This window comes from Ramlibacter paludis (assembly GCF_022012305.1).
GTDB lineage: Bacteria > Pseudomonadota > Gammaproteobacteria > Burkholderiales > Burkholderiaceae_C > Ramlibacter > Ramlibacter paludis.
In genome coordinates this window covers 691365-711479 of sequence record NZ_JAKLTM010000001.1, presented here as the reverse complement: position 1 = coordinate 711479, position 20115 = coordinate 691365, and the positions used below count along the sequence as shown (strand labels likewise).

Sequence of the window (20115 nt, the reverse complement as noted above, 5' to 3'; positions counted from 1 at the left end):
CATGAATTCGAAGATCGTCGCGATGCTTCTGGCGCTCCTGGCTGCAGGCGCACAGGCGGATCCGGCCGACGCGCGCAAGGAGTACGAGCGGGCCCGCTACTTCAGCGGCCAGACCGGCGAACGCCTCGACCTTCGCCAGGCCCACGTGCACTTGCGCAATGCGGCGCGCCAGGGCCACGTGCCGGCGCAGGTCGACCTGGCGTTCGTGTACTTCAACGGCAACGAGCAGGTCGCACGCGATCTCTCGCAGTCCTTCCACTGGTTCCGCCAGGGCGCGGCCGGCGGCTCGGTCACCGCGCAATGCATGCTCGGCGACTTCTACAAGAGCGGCTTGGGCGGTGCATCGAAGGACGCCAGGGAAGCGGTGAAGTGGTACCGCCTCACCGCGGCGAAGGACGATCGATGCGCGTCGAAATCACAGTACGAGCTGTATGCGGCGTACGAATCGGGCCAAGGCGTCACCAAAGACCTGGAGACGGCAACTGCCTGGCTGAAGAAGGCGGCCGACGCGGGCAACCCGCGTGCGCAGGCAACGCTGGGCCGGGCCTTTCGCAAGGGCTACGGCGTGCCGCAAAGCGACGAGCTCGCCCGGCAATGGTTGCGCAAGTCGCGCGAGGGCGTGGCGCCGCACGACGACGAAGAGGAAGAACACGGGCGGCAGCACAAGCATTGAACCACCGCCCGCGGCGGATCAATCCGCCGTGATCTTCCCCACCTCGATCACCTTCTTCCAGCGCGCGAACTCGCTGGCCTGGAAGGCGGTGAACTGCTCCGGCGTGTTGGCCACGATCTCGAAGCCGAGGTCCAGCAAGGGCTGCTTCACCTGCGGGTCGTTCAGCACGGCGACGATGCCCTGGTGCAGCTTCGCCTTGATGTCGGCCGGCAGCCCCTTGGGCGCGGCCACCGCCTGCCACGAGTAGACGGTCACGCCCTTGTAGCCCAGCTCCTCCATCGTCGGCACGTCGGGCAGCAGCGGCGAGCGCTTGGTGCTCGTGATCGCCAGCGCGCGCAGCTTGCCGGCCTTGATGTTGGGCAGGCCGGTGTTGATGTTCATGAAGGTCGCGTCGACCTGGCCGCCCAGCAGGTCCTGCATCGCCGGGGCGCCGCCCTTGTAGGGAACGTGCGTGCCCTTGGTGGCGGTCTCCTGCCAGAACAGTTCGGCGGTCAGGTGGTCGCTGGTGCCGTTGCCGGCGGAGGCGAAGGTCATCTTGCCCGGCTGCGCCTTCAGGTGCGCGAGCACGTCCTTGACCGAGTGGAACGGCGAGTTCGCGGGCACGGCCAGCACGTTCGGCGCCTGCACGGCGACGCTGACATAGTCGAAGTCCTTCAGCGGGTCATAGGCCAGGCCCTTCATCAGGTGCGGGCCGATCACGAAGGGGCCGAGCGAAGAAACGAAGAGCGTCGTGCCGTCCGGGGCAGCGCGCTTGGCCGCGGCTGCGCCCAGCGTGCCGCCGGCGCCGGCGGTGTTGGTGACGACGAAGGTGCCGCCGCCCAGCTTCTCGGGCAGCTTGGTCGACAACGTGCGGGCGATCATGTCCGTGGACCCGCCGGGCGGGAAGGGCACCAGCAGCGTGACGGGCTTGGTCGGCCAGGCTTGCGCGCCGGCGGTGAGGGCGGCGGCGCCGAACAGCAGCGCGGTCAGGACTTTCTTCATGCTTGTCTCCTGGGTTGAAACATTCACAACGCGAATTGCGCCCGCTCGCGCGTCCAGGCCTGCGCCTGTTCACTGAGCGTGACGCCGAGGCCGGGCCGCGTCGGTACCAGCATGCGGCCGTCGCGGATCTCGATGCGCTCGTTGAAGAGCGGCTCCAGCCATTCGAAGTGCTCCACCCAGGGCTCGCGCGGGAAGGCCGCGGCCAGGTGGATGTGCAGCTCCATCGCGAAGTGCGGCGCCAGCATCAGGCCGGCGTGTTCGGCCAGCGCGGCGATCTTCAGGAAAGGCGTGATGCCGCCCACGCGCGGCGCATCGGGCATCAGGTAGTCGGCCGCGCGGTGCCGGATCAGGTCGCCGTGTTCGGCGGCGCTGGTCAACATCTCGCCGGTGGCGATCGGCGTGTCGAAGGCCTGCGCCAGGGCGGCGTGGCCTTCGTGGTCGTAGGCGTCCAGCGGCTCCTCGATCCAGACCAGGTTGAACTGCTCGAAGATCCGGCACATGCGCTGCGCCGTCGGGCGGTCCCATTGCTGGTTGGCGTCCACCATCAGCGGCACCGCATCGCCCAGGTGCTTGCGCACGGCCTCGACCCGCTTCACGTCAATGCTGCCATCGGGCTGGCCCACCTTCAGCTTGATGCCGCCGATGCCGCGCTCGCGCGATGCGGCGGCATTCACGAGCAGCTGCTCGGTAGGCGTGTGCAGGAAGCCGCCGGAGGTGTTGTAGCAGCGGACCGACTCGCGATGCGCGCCGAGCAGCTTGGCCAGCGACAGGCCGGCGCGTTTCGCCTTCAGGTCCCACAGCGCGACGTCGAAGGCGCCGATGGCTTGCGTGGACAAACCGCTGCGGCCGACCGAGGCGCCCGCCCAGCACAGCTTGTCCCACAGGCGGGCGATGTCGCTCGGGTCCTCGCCGAGCAGCGCCGGTGCGATCTCCTTCGCGTGCGCGAACTGGCCGGGTCCGCCGGCGCGCTTGGAATAGCTGAAGCCCATTCCTGTGCGGCCATCGGCGGTTTCGATTTCGGCGAGCAGCATCGCGATCTCGGTCATCGGCTTCTGGCGGCCGGTGAGCACCTTGGCGTCGCTGATCGGCGTGGCCAGCGGCAGGTAGCAGGAGGAAACCCGGACTCGGGCAATGCGGTCGGCGCTCATGGTAACGTTGTCATCTTGGCAATGAAAAGCGGGCACTTGCGCCCGGACGAAGAAGATGATAACGTTGTCATTCTTCGCCCGTCAAGCGTGGTTTCCACTACTCCATGAACGCCCTTCCGCCCCGCACCAAGGCCGCCACGCTGCACGACGTGGCGCGCGCCGCCGGCGTGTCGCTCATCACGGCCTCGCGCGCGCTGGGCAATCCGGGCCTGGTGTCGGATGCCACCATCGCGCGCGTGCAGCAAGCCGTGCTGGAAACGGGCTACATCCCCAACCTGCTGGCCGGCGGCCTGAAGTCGAAGCGCAGCATGACGGTGGCTGGCCTGGTTCCCATCATCTCGGTGCCACAGTTCCTGCCGACCGTGCAGGCGCTGACGGAAACGCTGGACGCCGCCGGCTACCAGCTGATTCTCGGCCAGAGCGGCTACGACCACTCGCGGGAAGACCGGCTGCTGAACACCATCCTCGCGCGGCGGCCCGATGCGCTGGTGGTCACCGGCCTCGTGCATTCGCAGGCGGCGCGCGAGCAATTGCAGCGCGTCGGTATTCCAGTCGTCGAGACCTGGGACCTGAGCGACCGGCCGGTCGACATGATGGTCGGCTTCTCGCACGTGAAGGTCGGCAGCGCCGTCGCCGGTTATTTCCTCGGCAAGGGCTGGCAGCACCTGGCGATCGCCACCGGTGACGACCACCGCGCCTCGCTGCGCCGCGACGGCTTCCTCGCGGCGGTGGGACGGCAGGTGCCGATCGCCACCGTGCCCGCGCCCAGCAGCCTGGCGCTCGGCCGGCGCGCGCTGGGCGAACTGCTCGCGCAGGACCCGAAGATCCAGGCGGTCTACTGCAGCTCCGACGGCCTGGCGCAAGGCGTGATGGTGGAGGCGCTCGCGCGCGGCCTGCGCATCCCGCAGGACATCGCGATCTGCGGCTTCGGCGACGCCGATTTCGCGGCGCACCTGCAGCCCTCGCTCACCACCGTGCACGTCGACGGCGCCGCCATCGGGCGCCGCGCCGCCGAACTGATCATCGCCCGCTGCAACGGCCAGCCCATCGAACAACCCGTCGTCGACCTCGGCTTCCGCATCGCCGAGCGCCAATCCACATTCCTCTCGTGACCACCATGCAGACCGCCGCGTCGCTTCCCCTCCACATCTCCATGCACCCGGCCGACAACGTGGCCATCGTCGCCAACAACGGCGGCCTGCCCGAGGGCACCACCTTCGCGTCCGGCCTGCGCCTGCGCGAGCACGTGCCGCAGGGCCACAAGGTGGCGCTGGTCGACCTGCCGCAAGGCAGCGCGGTGCTGCGCTACAACGTGCCGATCGGCTATGCCCTGAAGGACATTCCCGCCGGCAGCTGGGTGCACGAACGCCTGCTGAAGATGCCCGATGCGCGCGGCCTCGACGACCTGCCGATCGCGACCGCAAAGCGCGAATCGCTGCCGCCGCTGGAGGGCTACACCTTCGAGGGCTTCCGCAATCCGGACGGTTCGGTCGGCACGCGCAACATCCTCGCCATCACGCAGACCGTGCAGTGCGTGGCCGGCGTCACCGATTTCGCCGTGCAGCGCATCAAGAGCGAGCTGCTGCCGAAGTTCCCCAATGTCGACGACGTGGTGGCGCTGGAACACGGCTACGGCTGCGGCGTCGCCATCGATGCGCCCGACGCCGTGGTGCCGATCCGCACCCTGCGCAACATCAGCCTGAACCCCAACTTCGGCGGCGAGGTGATGGTGGTGAGCCTGGGCTGCGAGAAGCTGCAGCCCGAGCGCCTGCTGCCGCCCGGCAGCATCCCGTTGGTGGACGAGCGCAACGTGGCCGACATCGGCCAGACCGCCGAGGCGAAGCTTGACGTGGTGTGCCTGCAGGACGACGCGCACGTCGGCTTCATGTCGATGGTGGAATCCATCATGCGGCAGGCCCAGGAACACCTGGAACGCCTGAACGCCCGCCGGCGCGAGACCGTGCCGGCCAGCGAACTGGTGGTGGGCGTGCAGTGCGGCGGCAGCGACGCCTTCTCCGGCGTGACGGCGAATCCCGCGGTGGGCTTCTGCACCGACCTGCTGGTGCGCGCCGGCGCGAGCGTGATGTTCTCGGAAACCACGGAAGTGCGCGACGGCATCGCGCAGCTCACCGCGCGCGCGACCACGCCCGAGGTGGCGCAGGCCATGATCCGCGAGATGGCCTGGTACGACGAATACCTGAAGCGCGGCAGCGTGGACCGCAGCGCCAACACGACGCCGGGCAACAAGAAGGGCGGGCTGTCCAACATCGTCGAGAAGGCGATGGGCTCGATCGTGAAGTCGGGCTCGTCGCCGATCTCCGGCGTGCTGTCACCGGGCGAGAAGCTGAAGCAGAAGGGCCTGACCTACGCTGCCACGCCGGCCAGCGACTTCATCTGCGGCACGCTGCAGCTGGCGGCCGGCATGAACCTGCACGTGTTCACCACGGGCCGCGGCACGCCTTACGGCCTGGCCGAGGTGCCGGTGATCAAGGTCGCGACGCGCAGCGACCTGGCGCGGCGCTGGCACGACCTGATGGACGTCAACGCCGGCACCATCGCCGACGGCACGGCCACGATCGAGGAAGTGGGCTGGGAGCTGTTCCGGCTGATGCTGGACGTGGCGAGCGGCCGCAAGAAGACATGGGCGGAGCAGTGGAAGCTGCACAACGCGCTGGTGCTGTTCAATCCGGCGCCGGTGACTTGAGCAGGCAGCCGGGGTTGCCACCCCGGCCTACGGGGGGCCCGGGACAAGCCGCGGTCGTAGGCCGTGGTGAGGAACGAACCGCGGCTCCCCGTCAAGGCGCCATCAACAACTTCATCGTGCGCTGACCGGCCCGCTTCTGCGGCGGCAAACCCTTGGCGGCGAATTCGGCGGCGATCGCTTCGCGCGTGTTGCGGCCCTGCACGCCGTCGGGCTTCACCTCGGTGTGCCCGCGCTGCACCAGCCATTGCTGCAGCTCCTTCACCTGCGCGCGCGTGAGCCCCGGATCGTCCGTGGGCCACGGCGTGACGAAGTCCTTGCCGCCGGCCAGCTTGTGCGCGAGCAGCGAGACCTCCATGCCGTAGCGCGTCGAACTGTTGTAGCGCAGGATGGTGTCGAAATTGCGCGTGACCAGGAAGGCCGGCCCCGGCAAGCCGACGGGCAGGAAAGGATAAGCCTCGAAGTCGCCGGCCAGCGGGAGGCTTTGGCCCGCCGGACCGACCGCCGTCCAGCCAGCGGCTGCCCAGTCGGCCAGCTTGCGCGTGCGGTCCCGCTGTCGCACGGTCTCGCCCTTGCTGGCGAATGCCGCCTGTTCGGCATCGGGCACGCGCACTTCGATCCACACCGGCGCGCCCGCGATCCAGCCGCCGCGCGTCTTGAGGTGGTTCGCGGTGGAAGCCCAGGCATCGCGCTCGGAGTCGACCACGTTGACCTCGCCGTCACCGTCGAAATCGACGCCCAGCATCTCCAGGGTGTCGGGCACGAACTGGGTGCGCCCGAAGGCAGCCGCCCACGATCCCTGGAAGTGCTCGGGCTTGACCTTCTGGTCACGCAGCAGGCGCACCGCGGCGAACGCGCGTTCGCGCGAGCGGCAAGTGGCCGGGCCGGAGGAGCTCGCCGGACACGGCCGCAGGCAGGCGAGGCTGAGCGCGGCGTCCAGCACGGGAATCTTGCCGCCCGCCGGCCCGTAGTTGGTTTCGATGCCGTAGATGGCGACGATGACTTCCTTGGGCACCCCGAAGCGCGCCTCGATCTTGCGCAAGGCGTCACCTTCGCGCGCCAGCACGGCCTTGCCGTCGGCCACGCGCTGGTCGTCGGTGGTCGCCGCGAGTTCGTCCCACCAGTAGGTCGGCTCGCCGGCCTGCACCAGCATCGACTGGCGCACGCGATCGTCGTACTTGCCGGTGGCGGCGATGCGCTCGAAATCGGCGCGCGCGAGCGGCTTGCCGGCACTGCCGACCTGGTCGGCGAGGCCTTGCACGCAGGCGTTGAACTGCTCGGTCGGCAGGGGCTGGTCGAGCAGCCCGGCGGAGGCGGCGAGCGGCAGCAGGGCCGCGGCGCAATGGATGAGGCAGGAGCGGAGGTTCACGGGCCAGTATAGGTTTGGCGTCCCGTTTTTGGGGGTGGCCGGCCCTGGGCGACAATGCGCGCCATGGAAGAAGCCAAGCAACGCCCCGAACTCCCCGACCATCTCTCGGCCGATCCGCGCAGCCCGCACCACGTGCCTGCCGTGTTCGAGCACGACGTCGGCATCCGCTTCAACGGCAAGGAACGCAGCGACGTCGAGGAGTACTGCATCAGCGAAGGCTGGGTGAAGGTGCCCGCCGGCAAGACGCTGGACCGCAAGGGCCAGCCGCTGATGCTGAAGCTCAAGGGCAAGGTCGAAGCCTTCTACAAGTAGCCATGGCCCGCTTGACCGCCCCCGAGATCGCCCGCTACCGGGAAGAGGGCTGGGTCAAGCCCGCCTTCCGCCTGCCCGAGCCGCAGGTGCGCCACATGCGCGATGCGCTCGACGACCTGATCGCCCGCAATCCCGGCGTGCGCCCCGAAAAGCTGGTGTCGGCCCACATCGAGGGCGACAACGGCGAAGGCGTGCGCGGCAGCGCGGCCTTCCTGGAGCTGGCGCGCGACCCGCAGCTGGTGGAGCTGGTGTCGGGCGTGATCGGCGAGGACGTGATCCTCTGGGGCTGCCACGTCTTCTGCAAGCCGCCGGTGGACGGCTTCGAGACGCCCTGGCACCAGGACGGCCACTACTGGCCGATCCGGCCGCTGGCCACCTGCACCGTGTGGGTGGCGCTGGAGGAGTCGAAGATCGAGAACGGCTGCCTGCGCGTGATCCCCGGCTCGCACATCGGCCAGCAGCTGCACGAGCACCTGCACGAGGACCGCAACGACCTCACGCTCAACCAGCGGATGGCCGCCGGCAGCTTCGACGAGTCACGCGCGGTCGACGTGCAGCTGGAGCCCGGCGAGATGTCGCTGCACGACGTCTACATGATCCACGGCGCGCGGCCGAACACGTCCACCAAACGCCGCACCGGCGTCGCGCTGCGCTACATGCCTTCCACGTCCCTGTTCGACCGCGCGCTGCGCCCGGTGGACGGCAAGACCGGCGTCGCCGTCAACTTCGGGCAGCGGCCGCTGTGGCTGCTGAAAGGCGTCGACCGCCACGGCGGCAACGACTTCACGACCGGCCACCGCGCGCCTTGAGCACGAACTCGCGGATGGTCTTCTGCGCCGGGTTGAAGGCGTCGTCGCGCCACGCGAGGTAGATCTCCGCGAACAGGTCGGCGCGCCACAGCGGCCGGAACACCACGTTCTCGAAGCGCAGCTGCTGCGCCGACGCCGGCACGATCGCCAGGCCCAGGCCCGCGGCGACCAAAGCCATGATCGTGTGGGTCTGCCCGATGTGGTGGACGTAACGCGGCTGCACCTTGCTGGCCGTGAACAGCGCGGCGATCTTGTCGTGGAAGTACTGGCCTTCCTTCTGCGAGTACATGATCAGCGGCTGCCCCGCCATGTCGGCCAGCCGCGGCTTGGCCTTGGCCGCCAGCGGATGCGCGGACGGCAGCGCGAGCAGCATCGGCTCGCGCGCGACCCGCTCGTAGTGGAAGGCACCGGTGGTGTGCAGCGGCCGCACGAAGGCCAGGTCCAGCACCTCGGCCTCCAGCGCGCGCAGCTGCTCCGAGGACACCGCTTCCTGCAGCTCGATCTCGATCTCGGGAAAACGCCGTCCGGCTTCCGCCAGCAGCGCGGGGATCAGCGCGTAGCCCGACACCGCGGTGTAGCCCACCACCACGCGGCCGGCCTGGCCCTTGCCGGTACGCTCCGCCGCCTCCGCTGCCTGCTGCGCCAGCCGGAGCAGAGTGGCCGCATCCTTGTACAGCACCGCCCCGGCCGCGGTCAGCCGCACGCGGCGGCTGGTGCGCTCCAGCAGCTGCACGCCGACCGCGTGTTCCAGCAACTGGATCTGCCGCGACAGCGGCGGCTGCGTCATGTGCAGGCGCGCGGCGGCGCGGCCGAAGTGCAGTTCCTCGGCGACGGCCACGAAGCAACGCAGCTGGAAGAGATCGAGCATTCATCCAAGTATTGCATCGTTCGATTCACGATCTGGCTTGGACGCGCAACGATCGCCTCCCTATACTTTTTCCGAATCCACCGGAGAGAGACATGAAACGACTGATCGCCACGGCCCTGCTGCCGCTGGCCTGCGCCGCCGCCTTCGCCCAGGGCGCTTGGCCCACCCGCCCCGTGACGCTCGTCGTGCCCTTCCCGCCCGGCGGCGGCACCGACACCGGCGCGCGCATCATCGCGGAGCAGCTCTCGCGCAAGTGGGGCCAGCCGGTGCTGGTGGACAACAAGGGCGGCGCCGCCGGCCAGATCGGCGCCGACATCGTGGCCAAGGCCAAGCCCGACGGCTACACCATCCTCATGGGCAACATCGGCACGCAGGCGATCAATCCCTCGCTCTACCCGAAGATGCCTTACGACCCGGACAAGGCCTTCGCGCCGATCACGCTGGTGGCCGAACTGCCGCTGGCCATGATGATCAATCCGAACGTGCCGGCGAAGACGGTGAAGGAGTTCGTGGCGCTGGCGAAATCGCAGCCCGGCAAGCTGAGCTACAGCAGCTCCGGCGCCGGCGGCGGCCCGCACCTCGCGGCGGAGATGTTCAAGGACGCCACCGGCGCCTTCATCCTGCACGTGCCTTATCGCGGCGGCGGCCCCGCCATCGGCGACCTGCTGGCCGGCCACGTGCAGCTCTCGTTCATGACGGTGCTGGAGGCCAGCGGCAACATCAAGGCCGGCAAGCTGCGCGCCCTGGCCGTCACCAGCGACAAGCGCGTGAGCGCGCTGCCCGACGTGCCCACGCTGGCCGAGTCCGGCCTGCCCGGCTTCAACAGCATCAGCTGGATCGGCCTGCTCGCGCCGGCCGGCACGCCCAAGGACATCGTCGACAAGATCGCCGCCGACACGCGCGAACTGGTCGTGCGCGAGGACGTGAAGGAGAAGCTGGTGGGACTGGGTGCCGTGCCCGCGGGCACCACGCCGGCGCAGTTCACCACCCTGATCGACAATGACCGCAAGCGCTATGCCCAGATCATCCGCGAGCGCAAGATCACCGTGAACTGAGAGCCCGATGCCGCAACGCCCCGTCCTCCTGCAAGCCCTTGCCCTCACGCCCGCGCTCGAACGCGGGCTGGCGGAAAGCTACGAAGTCCACAAGCTGCCGCCCGCCGGCGCCGAACGCACGGCCTATCTCGCCGAGCACGGCGCGCGCTTCGAAGGACTGGTGACGTCGGCGGCGCATGGCGCGGATGCCGCCTTGATCGACGCGCTGCCCAAGCTGCGCGTGATCTCCAGTTTCGGCGTCGGCCTCGACAAGCTGGCCGTGTCGCGCGCCGGCGAGCGCGGCATCCCGGTCGGCTACACGCCCGACGTGCTGAACGACTGCGTGGCGGACATGGGCTTCGCCCTCTTGCTGGCGGTGGCGCGACGCATCGGCGAGGCGGAGCGCTACGTGCGCGCCGGCCGCTGGGCCGCCGCGCCGGGCACGCCTGCGTCCACGCCGTTCCCGCTCGGACGGCAGGTGAGCCACGCGAAACTCGGCATCGTCGGTCTCGGCCGCATCGGCCGCACGATCGCCAGACGCGCGAGCGGCTTCGACATGGAAGTGCGATACCACGGCCGCCGCCCGGTGGCCGACGCGCCCTGGGTCTACGAGAAGAGCCTGGTCGAACTGGCGCGCTGGTCGGACTTCCTGGTGGTGATCACCGCCGGCGGTCCCGAGACGAAGCACCTGGTGAATGCCGAGGTGCTGGATGCGCTGGGCCCCAAGGGTTACATCATCAACGTCGCGCGCGGCACGGTGATCGATGAAGCGGCCTTGCTCCGCGCGCTGCAGGAAAAGCGCATCGCCGGCGCGGGCCTCGACGTGTACGAGCGCGAGCCCGCCGTCCCGCAGGAATTCTTCACGCTGGACAACGTGGTGCTGGCTCCGCACATCGCGAGCGCCACGGCGCAGACGCGCGAAGCGATGGCGCAGCGGGTGCTGGACAACCTTGCGGCGTTCTTCCGCGGCGAGCCGCTCGTCAGCGCAGCGTAGGCCGCCGCTCCCCTAAGCGCCGCCTCAGGAATTCCCCTAAGAACTCGGCCTGCCTCCGCCGGTCCCATCCGGTCCCCCGGAGGAAGGCATGAGAGCAGTACCCGCGAAAAATTACCCGGTCGCCGAGGCGCGGCCATGAAGAGCATCGACCCGCTGCTGCGCAAGATCCGCATCGCCTTCCTGATCGCCGGCCTCGCGCTCGGCGTGTTCGCCGCCGCGGGCTACTACACCGTGGAGCGGCTGGTGCACTTCGCGGAGAGTTCGGCCATCAAGCAGGAAAAGCTGCTTGCCCTGGAACGCCTCGTCGCGACGCTCAGCCGCACGCAGGCCGCGCTGCACGAATACCTGTGGACCGGCCAGCAGAGGGACCGCGACGCGTTCGAGGCGCGCGTGTGGGAGCAGAAGAGCGCGGTCGAGGAACTCGGCGAGCCGCCGGTGCTGCCCGAGCAAGCCACGCTGGAGCGGCTGGTGACGCAGAACGGCCTGCTGCAATACGAGGCGGCCGCGGCGCGCGCCCGCCACGACGAAGAGGCCGCGCAGCGTGTGCTGGAGTCGATGCGCGCGCAGGGCAACATCGCGCAGCTCACCGGCCTGCTGCACCAGATCCGGCAAAGGGAACAGGGTGTGTGGTGGAAGTCGCAGGTCGTCGCCACGCTGGAGCGGACCGAGTCCGTCCTGGTGGGAGCGGGCCTGCTGCTGCTGGGGATGATCGCGTGGGCCGCCTGGGTCGTCTGGCGCTACGAGAGCGAACGCCGGCGCGTGACCTCGCTGCTGAACCAGACCGAGGCCATGAACGAGGCCCTGGCGCAGAACATGGCGGACGGCCTGGTGACGCTGACGGAGGACCTGGCCGTCGTGGCCATCAACCGCGCTGCACAGGAGATGCTGGGGTGCACCGAAGCCGACGTGGTCGGCCGCCCCGTGGCGGAGCTGGTCGCCGACTATCCCGGCCGCCAGGCCTTCCGCCTGCGCCTGCAGGACGCCATCGCCCGCGGCCAGTCCTTCCGCATCAAGAACGTGGACCTGCCGGTGCTGCGCAAGGACGGCAGCGTGCTGCCGGTGCAGGTTTCTCTCAACGACGTGCACCTGGGGGGCGTGCGCCGCGTCACCGCCCTGATGCGCGACATGAGCAGCATGCGCCAGGCCGCCGAAGCGGTGCAGGCGAGCGAGCGCCACCTGCGCGAGATCACCGACACCCTGCCGGTGAGCATCGTGGAGTTCGACCGGGAGAAGCGTGTCCGCTTCATCAACCGCGCCTGTGCCGAGTTCCTCGGCATGCCGGGCGAGGAGGCGATCGGCCACCGCCTGGCCGACATCCTCGGCGCCGACCTCAACGCCCTGCACGACGGGCACGTCGAGACGGCCTTGCTGGGCCAGGTCGCGCACTACGAAGTCACGGTGAAGAACGCCAGGGGTGAGCTGGGCATCTACGAGATGCAGCTGATGCCGCGGCGCGCGGCGGGATCCGGCGAAGTGCTGGGCGCCTGCGCCTTCGCGACCAACATCACGGAGCTCAAGCGCATCGACCAGATGAAGACCGAATTCATCTCCACCGTCAGCCACGAGCTGCGCACGCCGCTGACCTCCATCCATGGGTCGTTGTGCCTGATGGGCGCCGGCGTGGCGGGCAAGCTGCCCGAAGAGGCCGCCATCCTCACCGGCATCGCGCAGAGCAACTGCGACCGCCTCATCCGCTTGATCAACGACATCCTGGACAGCGAGAAGATCGAGGCCGGCCAGTTGCCCATGCGCATGCAGGCCCTGGCGCTGGAGCCGCTGCTGCGCAAGGCGCTGGAGCAGAACGAAGGATTCGCGCAGAAGCACCAGGTGCGCCTGCGGCTGGAAGCGCCCACCGCGCCGCTGGTGGTGCAGGCCGACGCCGACCGCCTGCAGCAGGTCGTGACCAACCTGCTGTCCAACGCGGTCAAGTTCTCGCCGCCGGGCGCCGACGTGACGGTGCGTCTCCTGGCCACGCAGGGCCGGGTCCGGGTGGAAGTGGCGGACCAGGGCCCCGGCATCCCGCTGGAATTCCAGTCGCGCATCTTCCAGAAGTTCTCCCAGGCCGACTCTTCCTCGACCCGCGCCAAGGACGGCACTGGGCTGGGGCTGAACATCTCCCGCAACCTCGTGGAAAAGATGGGCGGAAACATGGGCTTTCGCAGCGAGCCGCCGGCGGGCACCACCTTCCACTTCGAACTGCCGGCGCACGATGGGCCGCCCGAGACCGCCGCGGTGGTCCCGATGGCCCCCGAATGGGTGCCGCCGCGCGCCGCGCGCATCCTGCATGTGGAGCCGGAGCCGGGCATCCGCGCGATCGTCGCCAACCTGGCCGGGCCGCGCGCCGACTGCGTGCCCGCCGCGTCCTTGCAGGAGGCGCGGCAAGAGCTGCGCGCAGGGCGCTACGACCTGGTGCTGCTGGAACCGGAACTTCCCGACGGCTCGGGCTGGGACCTGCTGGCCCCGCTGGAAGCCGAGGCCGTGCCCGTGCTGGTGTATGCCGCCGGTGACGGGCTGCCCGCAGGCCGCCAGGTGCAAGGCTTCATGGTGAAGTCGCAGACCAGCGAGACCGTCCTCATGCAAACCATCCGCCGCGCCCTGGCCGGCACCCTCGACACCGTGCCCGCGCCCCTGGAGGCCTGACCATGAGCGAACCGCGACGCATCCTCTACGTGGAAGACGAGCCGGACATCCGCACGATCGCCGAGATCGCGCTGGAGGTCGTGGGCGGCTTCACCGTCACCTCCTTCGCCAATGGCCACGACGCAGTGGCCGGCGCCGCGCGCGTGCAGCCGGACCTGCTGCTGCTGGACGTGATGATGCCCGGCATGGACGGCCTGTCCACGCTGCAGGCCTTGCGCCAAGTGCCCGAGACGGCCACGACGCCGGTGATCTTCATGACGGCGAAGGTGCAGGCCGCCGAAATCAACAGCTACAAAGCCGCCGGCGCCCTCGACGTGATCGCCAAGCCCTTCGACCCGATGGCGCTGCCGGGGGTGATACGCTCGATCTGGGCGCGAGGCCACGCCGTGGCGTGAGCCCGCGGCATTCAGTGCGCCGTGACCTCGTCCTCGAACTCGATCTCCAGCACGCAGGGCTGCAGGGCCGAGACCCGCATCGCGTCCTCGCGCTCGGCGCAGTAGCACTCGTCCGCGCCCAGGATCACGTCCTTCGGGTCGCCGTCGTGGGTGATCCAGACACTGCCGCTGGCGCAATGCACCTTCACCGTGTCGTCGACGCAATCGAAGACGTGCGTGCTGCCGCCATCGAGCTCCATCGCCACGCGGCGCGTCACCCGCTGCCGCGGCACCAGGCTGAGTTCCCGGTCCAGGGGAGAGCCGTGCTGGTGGCGCAATCGCTCCTGCACGAACTGCAGGGATTCCTCTTTGTTCATGTTTCGCTCCTTGCCTGCATGGTGCGGCCAGGTCTGTCGACGGAATGCCCGCAGCCAGTGGCAAGCGCCGTCGGAACCTGCCTTCGCCTCCGGTAGGGCGGGCCGCCTGAACGGTTACGACGCGTTTTCCCTAGCACGTGGGTCAGGAATTCCCCTAAGAACTCTCGAGCTGCTCGACGGGTCACATCCGGTCCCTCGCACGAACGACATGACCGAGCAATACGAGAACAAATACCTGGCCGACGCGCTGTCCACCCGCGTCGCCCGCGACTTCGCGCCCGCCGTCTGGCAGAGCCTGTTCGCGCAAGGCCACGATGCCGTCGAGATGCACACGGGGACCTGGAGCGTCGTTTGCGCGGAAAGCCCGTGGGATGGGCGGATGAGCCATGACCAGGTGCGCCGCGCGCTCGCGTCGCTGGCCGAACTGCACGGCGGCCATCTCGACGCCGGCCCCGGCTCCACCAGCTTCGCCGCCTTCGTCGATCCGGAAGCGGCCCTGCGCACCGCGCTGGCCCTGCACCGCGACACCGCCGGCGCGCGGCTGCGCATCGGTGTCGTCGCGGCGCGCGCCGGCCTGGCGCAATTCCGCGCCGAGGGCGCCGCAGTGAGCCTGGTGGTCGGCGAGCCGCTGGAGCGGGCACCGGCCGTGCTGCAACGCGCGGCGCTGGGCACCGTGCAACTGTGCGCCGCCACCTACGGGGCGCTCGCCGGCTTCAGCCCGCAGCTCGATGCCTGCGTGGTGATGGCCGAATACGATCGCGACCAGCTCACGCAGGTCGCGCTCACCCCGCCGCCGGCGCGCGGCGAATTCCTGAGCACCTTCGCCGGTCTCGGGCTGACGTGAGCCTGGAGCGATGAAACGATTGATGAAGTGGGCCGGCTCGCAAGGCAACTGGGCCCAGTCGGAATTCGGCGGCTTGCCCGCCGTGCAGCGGGAGGCCGTGCCCCTGCTGCAACGCTGGCAGGTGGTGGCAGGCGGCCTGGCGCTGGTGCTCTCGCGCGCGAGCCGCACCGAACGCGAGGCCCGCTTCCATGCCTCCAACCGCCTCTACCAGGGGCTGCGCCGGCGCCTGCGCCAGGGCGCGGCGATCGATGCTTCCACCGAATTGATCCAGGACGTGATGCACGAGATCGCCGGCGTGGCCGACGTGCAGACCACGCAATGCCTGCGGGCCTGCTTCGATGCGAGCCTGGGGCGGGACGGCATCGACAGCGCGCTGGGGCTGCGCCAGGAGCGCGACACCTCGCGCCTGAATTCGCAGCCGCGGCCTTCGGACTGGCAGGACACGCAGCAGCAGCGGCGCGCGTGATCAGCGCGGCAACGCTTCCCACCACTTCGCGCCGAAGCGTCCCTGCAGGAACGCGATGAAGGCCTGCACCTTCTGCGGCACCAGCTTCGGCGACGGGTACACCGCATGGATCTCCTGCTCCGGCAGGCTGTGGCCCTTGAGCACTTCCACCACCGCGCCCGCGGCCAGCGAGTCCGAAGCCACGTACCAGGGCAGCGCGGCGATCCCCAGGTGCGACCGCGCCGCCGCAAGCACTGCCGACAGGTTGTTCGAACGCAGCCGCGCCGTCACCGGCACGGTGCTGGCCTCGCCGCGCGGCGACACCACCCGCCACACGTCGCTGCCCTGCACGCTGCTGTAGATCAACGTTTCGTGGGCGCTCAGGTCCGCCGGCCGTTTGGGCGCGCCGGCCTTCTTCAGGTAGCGCGGCGAGGCCACCATCAGCCAGGGATTGGTGCCGAGGTAGCGCGCACCGAGTGACGAATCGGCCAGCTTGCCCATCCGGACGGCGACGTCGATGCCCTGTGCCACCAGGTCGGTGTAGCGGTCCTCGAAACTCAGGTCCACCTGCAGCTGCGGGTGCTGCTGCATGAACTCGAGCGCCAGCGGCACCAGCACGCGCCGGCCGAAAGCGACCGAGCTGCCCACGCGCAGCAGGCCTTGTGCCTGCGTCTGCTTCAGCTGCACCACGCTATCGGCCTCTTCGGCGGCCCGCACGATGCCCTTGCACTTCTCGTAGTACAGCGCGCCGGCCTCGGTGAGGCTGACGCCGCGCGTGTTGCGATTCAGCAGCCGCACCTTCAGCCGCGCCTCGATGGCCGCGACCTGCTTGGTCACCGTGGGCTGGGTGGTCGCGAATTCGCTGGCGGCTTTCGAAAAGCTGCCGGTCTCGACGACCCGGACGAACATCTCCATCGCTTGCAGTCGATCCATTCATTCGCTCCTGGAATAGATCTTATGGCCGGGGCTGGGGTTCATCAATCGCCTCGCGGTTCCTACAGTCGCACCCAGACAAGGAGCAAATCATGGCCAAGATGACCGCCGCCCAGGCCGCTGCCTGGGTGCTGGAGAAGGAAGGGATCACGCAGGCGTTCGGGGTGCCGGGCGCCGCGATCAACCCGTTCTATGCAGCCCTGCGCAAGCAAGGCACCATCGCCCACATCCTGGCGCGCCACGTCGAAGGCGCCTCGCACATGGCCGAGGGCTACACCCGCGCCGCGCCGGGCAACATCGGCGTGTGCATCGGCACCTCGGGGCCCGCCGGCACCGACATGATCACCGGCCTCTATTCGGCGCAGGCCGATTCCATTCCCATCCTCTGCATCACCGGGCAGGCGCCGCGCGCGCGCCTGTACAAGGAGGACTTCCAGGCGGTCGACATCGAATCCATCGCCAAGCCCGTCACCAAGTGGGCGGTGACGGTGCGCGAGCCGGCGCAGGTGCCGCGCGCCTTCCAGCAGGCCTTCCACCTGATGCGCTCGGGCCGGCCCGGACCGGTGCTGATCGACCTGCCTTTCGACGTGCAGACCACCGAGATCGAGTTCGATCCGGACACCTATTCGCCGCTGCCGGCCTACAAGCCTTCCGCCACGCGGGCGCAAGCCGCGAAAGCCATCGCGATGCTGCAGGAGGCCGAGCGGCCCTTGATCGTGGCGGGCGGCGGCGTCATCAACGCGGACGCCACCGACCTGCTGCTCGAGTTCTGCGAGCTGACCGGCGTGCCGGTGGTGCCCACGCTGATGGCCTGGGGCTGCATCCCGGACGACCATCCCCTCATGGCCGGCATGTGCGGGCTGCAGACCAGCCACCGCTACGGCAATGCCACGATGCTGGCCAGCGACTTCGTGCTGGGCATCGGCAACCGCTGGGCGAACCGCCACACCGGCTCGGTCGAGGTCTACACCAAGGGCCGCAAGTTCGTGCACGTGGACATCGAGCCCACGCAGATCGGCCGCGTGTTCGCGCCCGACTACGGCATCGTCTCGGATGCCAAGGCGGCGCTGCAGCTGTTCCTGGAAGTGGCGCGCGAGCTGCAGTCTGCCGGCAAGCTGCGCGACCGCACCGCGTGGGCCGCCGACTGCCTGGAGCGCAAGCGCACGATGCTGCGCAAGACCAACTACGACGACGTGCCGATGAAGCCGCAGCGCGTCTACCAGTGCATGAACCGCAACTTCCCGCGCGACACCTGCTACGTCAGCACCATCGGCCTGTCGCAGATCGCCGGCGCACAGTTCCTGCACGTGTTCAATCCGCGCAACTGGATCAACTGCGGCCAGGCCGGACCCTTGGGCTGGACGATCCCGGCGGCGCTGGGCGTGCGTGCCGCCGACCCGACGCGCAAGATCGTCGCGCTCTCGGGCGACTACGACTTCCAGTTCATGATCGAAGAGCTGGCCGTGGGCGCGCAGTTCAAGCTGCCTTACCTGCACATGGTGGTGAACAACTCCTACCTGGGCCTGATCCGGCAGTCGCAGCGCGGCTTCGACATGGACTACTGCGTGCAGCTCGCCTTCGACAACATCAACATGCCCGAGTCGGCGACTCCGGAGCGCGGCTACGGCGTCGACCACGTGAAGGTGGTGGAGGGCCTGGGCTGCAAGGCGATCCGCGTGCACAAGCCGGACGAACTGGCCCCGGCCATCGCGCAGGCCGAAGCCTGGATGAAGGAACTGCAGGTGCCGGTGGTGGTGGAAGTGATCCTGGAACGGGTGACCAACATCTCCATGGGAACCGAGATCGACAAGATCAACGAGTTCGAAGAGCTGGCGGCTTCGCTGGCCGATGCCCCGAGTTCCATCGCCGCCCTGTTGGACTGACATGCCGAAATTCGCCGCCAACCTGACCATGCTCTTCACGGAGCTGCCGTTCCTGGACCGCTTCGCCGCTGCGCGCGCGGCAGGCTTCGACGCCGTCGAATACCTGTTCCCCTACGAGTACCCGAAGGAAGAACTGGCCGCGCGGCTGCGCGCCAACCGCCTGAAACAGGTGCTGCACAACCTGCCGGCCGGCGACTGGGCCGCCGGCGAACGCGGCATCGCCTGCCTGCCGGACCGGGTGGAGGAATTCCGCGCCGGCGTGGCGCGCGCGATCGACTACGCGCACGCGGTCGACTGCCCGCAGCTCAATTGCCTGGCCGGCAAGCTGCCCACCGGCTGCAGCCGCGAACTCGCGCAGCGCACGCTGGTCGGCAACCTGCGTTTCGCCGCCAATGAACTGGCGCATGCGGGTATCCGGCTGCTCGTCGAGCCGATCAACACCTTCGACATCCCCGGCTTCTTCCTCACGCGCAGCGACCAGGCGCTGGCGCTGATCGAGGAAGTGGGCAGCGACAACCTGTTCCTGCAGTACGACCTGTACCACGCGCAGCGCATGGAAGGCGAACTGGCGGGCACGCTCAGCCGGCACCTGGACCGCATCGCGCATATCCAGTTGGCCGACAACCCCGGCCGCAACGAACCCGGCACCGGCGAGATCAACTATCCCTTCCTGTTCCGGCACCTCGAAGCGCTGGGCTACAAGGGGTTCGTCGGCTGCGAATACAAGCCACTGACCACCACGGCCGAAGGGCTGGGATGGATGCGATGACCAAATCCGGACTCAAGATCGGCTTCATCGGCCTGGGCATGATGGGCGCGCCCATGGCGGGCCACCTGCTGCAGGCGGGTCACCTGCTGTACGTCCACACCCGCAGCAAGGTGCCCCAGCCGCTGGTGGACGGCGGCGCCACGCTGTGCACCACCGCGCGCGGCGTCGCCGAGCGCGCCGACATCGTCTTCCTGATGCTGCCCGACACGCCCGACGTCGAGGCCGTGCTGTTCGGCGAGTACGGCGTCGCCGCCGGCCTCGCGCGCGGCAAGGCGGTGGTCGATTGCAGCTCGATCGACCCGATCGCCACCCGCGCCTTCGCGGCGCGCATCCAGGAACTGGGCTGCGACTACCTCGATGCGCCGGTCTCCGGCGGCGAGGTCGGCGCCAAGGCGGCGAGCCTCAGCATCATGGTCGGCGGCACGGAGATGGCGTTCGAGCGCGTGCGGCCGCTGCTGGCGCTGATGGGCAAGAACATCACCCACGTGGGCGCGGTTGGCGATGGCCAGGTGTGCAAGGTGGCCAACCAGGTGATCGTGGCGCTGAATATCGCGGCGGTGGCCGAAGCGCTGGTGTTCGCGGCCAAGGCGGGCGCCGATCCCGCGCGCGTGCGGCAGGCGCTGATGGGCGGCTTCGCCGCCTCGCGCGTGCTCGAGGTCCACGGCGAGCGCATGCTGCAACGCAAGTTCGAGCCGGGCTTCCGGATCGCGCTGCACCAGAAGGACCTGAACCTGGCACTGCAAGGCGCGCGCGCCCTGGGCGTGGCGCTGCCGCAAACCGCCCTGGCCGCGCAGCTGATGCAGGCCTGTGCAGCGCTCGGTCTGGCACAGGCCGACCACTCGGCGCTCGTCCGTAGCCTGGAGAACCTGGCGCAGCACCAGCTCGACAGCGCGCGGAGCGCGTCCTCGTAGTTACACCCACCACGCCCGCGGAGGAAAGGCGTACCGTCATGGCGACAACA

20 protein-coding genes are annotated in these 20115 nt (G+C 69.2%); 14 read left to right on the top strand and 6 right to left on the bottom strand.

Going from position 1 to position 20115, the window contains the following annotated elements:
* Position 1 precedes the first annotated feature (1 nt).
* Positions 2-673: a tetratricopeptide repeat protein gene (locus tag LZ009_RS03745; protein ID WP_275696526.1), complete on the top strand. Its 672-nt coding sequence runs from the start codon at positions 2-4 to the stop codon at positions 671-673.
* Positions 674-691: 18 nt separating this feature from the next.
* On the opposite strand, the gene LZ009_RS03740 is transcribed toward LZ009_RS03745, so the two are convergent.
* Entirely contained in the window at positions 692-1654 is a 963-nt protein-coding gene (locus LZ009_RS03740) for a Bug family tripartite tricarboxylate transporter substrate binding protein (RefSeq protein WP_275696525.1), read from the bottom strand.
* A gap of 23 nt (positions 1655-1677) precedes the next feature.
* Positions 1678-2802 (bottom strand): L-talarate/galactarate dehydratase, encoded by a 1125-nt coding sequence (locus tag LZ009_RS03735; RefSeq protein ID WP_275696524.1) that lies wholly within the window; start codon positions 2800-2802, stop codon positions 1678-1680.
* 104 nt (positions 2803-2906) lie between these two features.
* Between LZ009_RS03735 and LZ009_RS03730 the strand changes: the two genes are divergently transcribed.
* Positions 2907-3914 carry a LacI family DNA-binding transcriptional regulator gene (locus tag LZ009_RS03730; RefSeq protein WP_275696523.1) on the top strand — a complete coding sequence of 336 codons (1008 nt, stop codon included), beginning with the start codon at positions 2907-2909 and terminating at the stop codon, positions 3912-3914.
* Positions 3915-3919: 5 nt separating this feature from the next.
* Positions 3920-5506, top strand: coding sequence for a galactarate dehydratase (gene garD, locus LZ009_RS03725; protein ID WP_275697108.1), 1587 nt, complete (start codon positions 3920-3922; stop codon positions 5504-5506).
* 91 nt (positions 5507-5597) lie between these two features.
* Here the strand turns inward: garD and LZ009_RS03720 are convergent, their stop codons facing one another.
* Complete coding sequence (locus tag LZ009_RS03720; RefSeq protein ID WP_275696522.1) at positions 5598-6872, bottom strand: lytic murein transglycosylase; 1275 nt, start codon at positions 6870-6872, stop codon at positions 5598-5600.
* A 63-nt stretch (positions 6873-6935) separates the two neighbouring features.
* Here LZ009_RS03720 and LZ009_RS03715 point away from each other — a divergent pair, with 63 nt between their 5' ends.
* Positions 6936-7184 carry a DUF3297 family protein gene (locus tag LZ009_RS03715; RefSeq protein WP_275696521.1) on the top strand — a complete coding sequence of 83 codons (249 nt, stop codon included), beginning with the start codon at positions 6936-6938 and terminating at the stop codon, positions 7182-7184.
* Positions 7185-7186: 2 nt separating this feature from the next.
* Positions 7187-7993, top strand: a complete 807-nt coding sequence (locus tag LZ009_RS03710) for a phytanoyl-CoA dioxygenase family protein (protein WP_275696520.1) — start codon at positions 7187-7189, stop codon at positions 7991-7993.
* Here LZ009_RS03710 and LZ009_RS03705 read toward each other — a convergent pair.
* The gene (locus tag LZ009_RS03705) at positions 7968-8861 is read right to left on the bottom strand and encodes a LysR family transcriptional regulator (RefSeq protein ID WP_275696519.1); all 894 of its coding nucleotides are present in this window, start codon (positions 8859-8861) and stop codon (positions 7968-7970) included. The two genes, LZ009_RS03710 and LZ009_RS03705, sit on opposite strands and share 26 nt — an antisense overlap.
* A gap of 92 nt (positions 8862-8953) precedes the next feature.
* On the opposite strand from LZ009_RS03705, the gene LZ009_RS03700 reads away from it, so the two are divergent.
* From LZ009_RS03700 to LZ009_RS03685, 4 genes are all read left to right on the top strand, one after another.
* Positions 8954-9916, top strand: coding sequence for a Bug family tripartite tricarboxylate transporter substrate binding protein (locus LZ009_RS03700; RefSeq protein WP_275696518.1), 963 nt, complete (start codon positions 8954-8956; stop codon positions 9914-9916).
* Positions 9917-9923: 7 nt separating this feature from the next.
* The gene (locus LZ009_RS03695; RefSeq protein ID WP_275696517.1) at positions 9924-10889 is read left to right on the top strand and encodes a 2-hydroxyacid dehydrogenase; all 966 of its coding nucleotides are present in this window, start codon (positions 9924-9926) and stop codon (positions 10887-10889) included.
* Positions 10890-11024: 135 nt separating this feature from the next.
* Positions 11025-13529 (top strand): PAS domain S-box protein, encoded by a 2505-nt coding sequence (locus tag LZ009_RS03690; RefSeq protein ID WP_275696516.1) that lies wholly within the window; start codon positions 11025-11027, stop codon positions 13527-13529.
* Between the two features lie 2 nt (positions 13530-13531).
* Entirely contained in the window at positions 13532-13924 is a 393-nt protein-coding gene (locus LZ009_RS03685) for a response regulator (protein ID WP_275696515.1), read from the top strand.
* Positions 13925-13935: 11 nt separating this feature from the next.
* Here the strand turns inward: LZ009_RS03685 and LZ009_RS03680 are convergent, their stop codons facing one another.
* Positions 13936-14280, bottom strand: coding sequence for a DUF2917 domain-containing protein (locus LZ009_RS03680; RefSeq protein WP_275696514.1), 345 nt, complete (start codon positions 14278-14280; stop codon positions 13936-13938).
* Positions 14281-14488: 208 nt separating this feature from the next.
* Between LZ009_RS03680 and LZ009_RS03675 the strand changes: the two genes are divergently transcribed.
* Both LZ009_RS03675 and LZ009_RS03670 read left to right on the top strand, forming a co-directional pair.
* On the top strand, positions 14489-15124 hold the full coding sequence (locus LZ009_RS03675; protein ID WP_275696513.1) for a hypothetical protein: 636 nt from the start codon (positions 14489-14491) through the stop codon (positions 15122-15124).
* A gap of 10 nt (positions 15125-15134) precedes the next feature.
* On the top strand, positions 15135-15590 hold the full coding sequence (locus LZ009_RS03670; RefSeq protein WP_275696512.1) for a hypothetical protein: 456 nt from the start codon (positions 15135-15137) through the stop codon (positions 15588-15590).
* Here the strand turns inward: LZ009_RS03670 and LZ009_RS03665 are convergent, their stop codons facing one another.
* Positions 15591-16502, bottom strand: coding sequence for a LysR family transcriptional regulator (locus LZ009_RS03665; protein ID WP_275696511.1), 912 nt, complete (start codon positions 16500-16502; stop codon positions 15591-15593).
* Positions 16503-16594: 92 nt separating this feature from the next.
* Here LZ009_RS03665 and gcl point away from each other — a divergent pair, with 92 nt between their 5' ends.
* From gcl to LZ009_RS03650, 3 genes are read left to right on the top strand one after another with little or no spacing between them, the layout of a single operon-like run.
* Positions 16595-18385 (top strand): glyoxylate carboligase, encoded by a 1791-nt coding sequence (gene gcl, locus LZ009_RS03660; RefSeq protein ID WP_275696510.1) that lies wholly within the window; start codon positions 16595-16597, stop codon positions 18383-18385.
* Position 18386: 1 nt separating this feature from the next.
* Positions 18387-19154, top strand: a complete 768-nt coding sequence (gene hyi, locus LZ009_RS03655; RefSeq protein ID WP_275696509.1) for a hydroxypyruvate isomerase — start codon at positions 18387-18389, stop codon at positions 19152-19154.
* The gene (locus LZ009_RS03650; protein ID WP_275696508.1) at positions 19151-20065 is read left to right on the top strand and encodes a 2-hydroxy-3-oxopropionate reductase; all 915 of its coding nucleotides are present in this window, start codon (positions 19151-19153) and stop codon (positions 20063-20065) included. The genes hyi and LZ009_RS03650 overlap by 4 nt, the downstream gene beginning before the upstream one ends.
* The last annotated feature ends 50 nt before the right edge of the window (positions 20066-20115 follow it).